Origin of the sequence: Brachyspira sp. G79 (assembly GCF_002379365.1) — a bacterium.
In the GTDB taxonomy this organism is placed as follows: domain Bacteria; phylum Spirochaetota; class Brachyspiria; order Brachyspirales; family Brachyspiraceae; genus Brachyspira.
In genome coordinates, this window is sequence record NZ_JQIU01000008.1 from 1,818,888 (window position 1) to 1,822,460 (window position 3,573).

Annotated in this window: 6 protein-coding genes; all 6 read right to left on the reverse strand. The window is 24.9% G+C overall.

The genetic code is table 11. From position 1 onward, the window contains the following. A partial coding sequence (locus KQ44_RS14445) for a DUF5986 family protein (protein WP_168171268.1) occupies positions 1 to 579 on the reverse strand: 579 nt, incomplete at its 3' end. A gap of 248 nt (positions 580 to 827) precedes the next feature. Continuing rightward, positions 828 to 1,058, reverse strand: coding sequence for a hypothetical protein (locus tag KQ44_RS09475; protein ID WP_096737189.1), 231 nt, complete (start codon positions 1,056 to 1,058; stop codon positions 828 to 830). 3 nt (positions 1,059 to 1,061) lie between these two features. Next, complete coding sequence (locus KQ44_RS09480) at positions 1,062 to 1,352, reverse strand: TaqI-like C-terminal specificity domain-containing protein (protein ID WP_168171269.1); 291 nt, start codon at positions 1,350 to 1,352, stop codon at positions 1,062 to 1,064. Continuing rightward, a complete protein-coding gene (locus KQ44_RS09485; RefSeq protein WP_143277860.1) occupies positions 1,304 to 2,152 on the reverse strand; it encodes an Eco57I restriction-modification methylase domain-containing protein in 849 nt (282 codons plus the stop codon). Before KQ44_RS09485 ends, KQ44_RS09480 begins: the two co-directional genes overlap by 49 nt. A 452-nt stretch (positions 2,153 to 2,604) precedes the next feature. Further along, positions 2,605 to 3,108: a hypothetical protein gene (locus KQ44_RS09490; RefSeq protein WP_096737192.1), complete on the reverse strand. Its 504-nt coding sequence runs from the start codon at positions 3,106 to 3,108 to the stop codon at positions 2,605 to 2,607. Positions 3,109 to 3,192: 84 nt separating this feature from the next. Then, positions 3,193 to 3,525, reverse strand: coding sequence for a hypothetical protein (locus tag KQ44_RS09495; RefSeq protein WP_096737193.1), 333 nt, complete (start codon positions 3,523 to 3,525; stop codon positions 3,193 to 3,195). Between the last annotated feature and the right edge of the window lie 48 nt (positions 3,526 to 3,573).

The following is a 3,573-nucleotide window of genomic DNA, read 5'->3' on the forward strand; positions in this document are numbered from 1 at the left end:
ATCAGAAGCAATTATACTAAAATTACTATTTAATACATAAGCACTTAAAAAATTTAATGATTTATATCTTTTCATACCAAAGACGATAAGAACATGGTTTTCTATTTTCACATTATTTAATTTAGTTATAATTTCATTATTCTTTTCAATTATTTTATTATTATATTCATTTTTATAAAAATCAAATTCATATTGTTCCTTACCTGTATCATTAATCATTGCTAGAGCTTGCTGATATATTGGTATTATAGTATTTTCATTTGTTTGCAGTTTATAAAATCTATTATGTTTCATAAATGAAATAATAGTTTCAGTTTCTTCATCATATATAAATACAGTTTTCCAAGAAGATATTGGAATATAGAAAGTTTTATTACACTTTAATGTTAAATTAGTATTTAATTTAGACCAAAACAAAAATGGAATATAAACATTAAACTTTTCTAAAAGCTCATTATGTGCTAATTCTGTTTCTGAATGTTTCTGTAAATAATCAATAGCATCTCTTAATAATTCACTAACTAAAGGCTGTTGATTATTTTTCAAAACTTTCAATATATTATCATATTCTTTCTTCATAAAAAAATCCTCCTTTATGATTAATTTATTAGTGCATAATACTATTTTTTTAATTTTTGTCAAGTATGATATCTAAAATATTTAAATATAAATATTTTAGTACTATTGATATAAAAATTAATACAATAACATATCTATTTTTATAATATTTTACCAACAATTAAAAATAAACACATCGATATTAATAAAACATTTTTTACATATAACCCGACAAGTCCCTAAAAAAGAACCTGCCGAGTTATTAAATTTTAGTTATCACCTTCTATTATAACAATCTCTTGAGAATTTAAATTATAAAGCTCATACACAATAGAATTGATTTTCTTATCTATTATTTCAATCCTACTATTTAGCATTTCAATAGTGTTAGGGTTCTTCTCAGAGGCTAATTTTTTATTTAAACCAATGATACTGTCGACGAGACTAACTAATTTATTTTCAGTATCCTTGTCAGGCTCTGGAATAGGTATAGTCTGCATAAATTATTTTGACCCATAAGTATATTGACCAACATTTGTTAAAGGAGTTATCAAACTTCCAAATTTTAAGGTAACAGTATTTAAAACAGCTAATAAATATTTTAATTTTGAAACATTATTATCTTTATCACTTATCATGAATATAGAATTATTAAAATAATATCCAGCTTCTACATATGTGAAATAATATATACCATTAACAGGCGTCCAAACAATTCTATCTTTTTCAAAATCTTCATAATAAGCTATTGTATCTTGTGTTTCAAACCACTTATTATTAGTTTTTTTCGACAACCTTTTTCTCCGCTTTGTTCCAATCTTTTACCAAAACTTTTTAGATATTTTTTTATTGCAGGATAATTGTCTATATTTAATTTTAAAGCTGGAAATGTACTAATAAGATACAAACTATTAAAAATACAATTATATCTTTTTATATCTCGCCCTCTCAATAAAGGTTTTATCAACTCCCCACTTTTAGCATCTTCTTCTATAAGATTATTTTTAGTTTCTTCATCAATAAAAAATGCTTCATTAAATCCAGTTTTTATACCATAATTAATTTGTATTCCCCAATCTTTTAGAGGTTTATTTTTAATTATTTTTTCAAAAATACTATTCTCAAGATTATTCATTATAACCCATTGTTTATCTTTATTAGCAACTATAATATCATTATTAAATTCAATATCTTTAAGTTCTGATAAATCATCATAAAATTTAATAGCTTTAAACTCTCTAGGTTCATTAATTTTTATTTCACCGTCATTTTTTGAATATATTATTATACTTGTATCTACCGTAGCCCCTTGAAATCTTCCTGCACCCAAATCTATAACACCATTAACATTTGCATTTCTATAAAAATAATCTCTTGTAACCGCACCATAACTAGCCTGCATCCATTTATTAGAAGTTATCATTCCAGCAATTCCGCCAATTTTTAAAACATTTAAACTTTTCTCAAAAAACAGCTGATAAATATCACCTGTTAAAACATAACTTTTATAATTAGCTTCTTTGTACCCTTCTTTAAGTTCCTTTTCCATACCTTGAATTTGAACATAACTACGAGCTGTAGAACCTACCCGCACGGCATCGCTTTCCCTTATCAAATGTCAACTATAAGTGCGGCTGATTACCCAACTACTCGCCGTAGGGGCTTCCCGCACCGTATATCTTAATATTAAGGACAGTAAAATGTAGGTGCGGCTGATTACCCAACCTCAAAAAAAATAACTAAAAAGCCAACCCCAAACTAAAACTAACCAATAAATAATTTTTTAAAATTTACCTTATAACCCACCCAAACCCGCCCTTATTATTAAACAAACATTTTTAACAAAACAAGCCTACAAACAGTAACTTTTTTAGAAAAAACGCGAAAAAAATCGGACTTTACCAACCCATACAAGCTATCCCACTACTCGCCTAGCTACGCACTCCCTACAGTCGGGGGCATTCCCGCCTACGAGCTGTAGCACCTACCCGCACGGCAACGCAACCCCTTACGGACAGACCTCTGTACGTGCGGCTGATTACATAATTATATTATCTCTTTCTTACTATTGCTTTCAAAGAATTTATCAAAAAAAGGATGTTTAAATAAGTCCCCATTAAAAAATTTTATATACTTATTTAGTAGTTCTTTATCATTTTCAGGTAATATTATTTGGTTATTATCATTAAATTCTATAGTTATTTTAAACAATTTAGCTTGTTTTTTTATAATATTAATATCTACTTCTTTTAAAATATCTAAATTTTTTATAATAGAAAATATTCTTTTCTTACTGTAAATACTTGTATTTTTTATAATACTTTCTGAATTATTAGAGAAAAATAAACTATTTTCTCCTAAAAACAAATTTTTTATTTCTTCATCTTTTGCTTCTCTATAATATTTAGATAAATCAATGGTACTTTTTAAAGCTTGCTCATATTTGAAATACAATCTATTACTTATATATTCATAATATGCTATGATAAAATCAGGAAATGTAATTATAATATCTTTAAAAGAATGATATTCATCTTTATCTTTTAACAAAACAAATGAAAGACTATGGTTTTTTTTTAAAAAAAGTAATTTTTTCTAAATCTTTGAAATAATACATATTTTTGATTATTATTTTCAACAAAAAAAAGAAAATGATTTTATTCTTTCTAATTTAATTGAGTTAATATCTAATTCTTTTATATTAGCATTATTAATAAATATTTCATTAATATCATTAAAATATGGATCATCTATGTAAAATATTTGATTGTTTTCTAAATTATATGAATACTTATCTTTAAAATCAAAATCTTCATTAAAAGAATTAGATAAATTATCAAATTGTAATTTTATAGCATTTTCTAATTCAAAAATAGAATCTTTTTCTATTTTTATTTCACGTAACCTAGAGCCAAAAGATGATTTTTTTCCACATTGAAGTATGGCATATATTTTCAGTATTTTCATTTTTATTCCTCCATATTTTTATCTTGTACTTCTAAAAACAATGATGAT

Excerpts from the sequence above, each read along its gene's own strand:
- KQ44_RS09495 (WP_096737193.1), bottom strand. The coding sequence starts at position 3,525 with ATGAAAATACTGAAAATATATGCCATACTTCAATGTGGAAAAAAATCA.
- KQ44_RS09475 (WP_096737189.1), bottom strand. The coding sequence starts at position 1,058 with ATGCAGACTATACCTATTCCAGAGCCTGACAAGGATACTGAAAATAAA.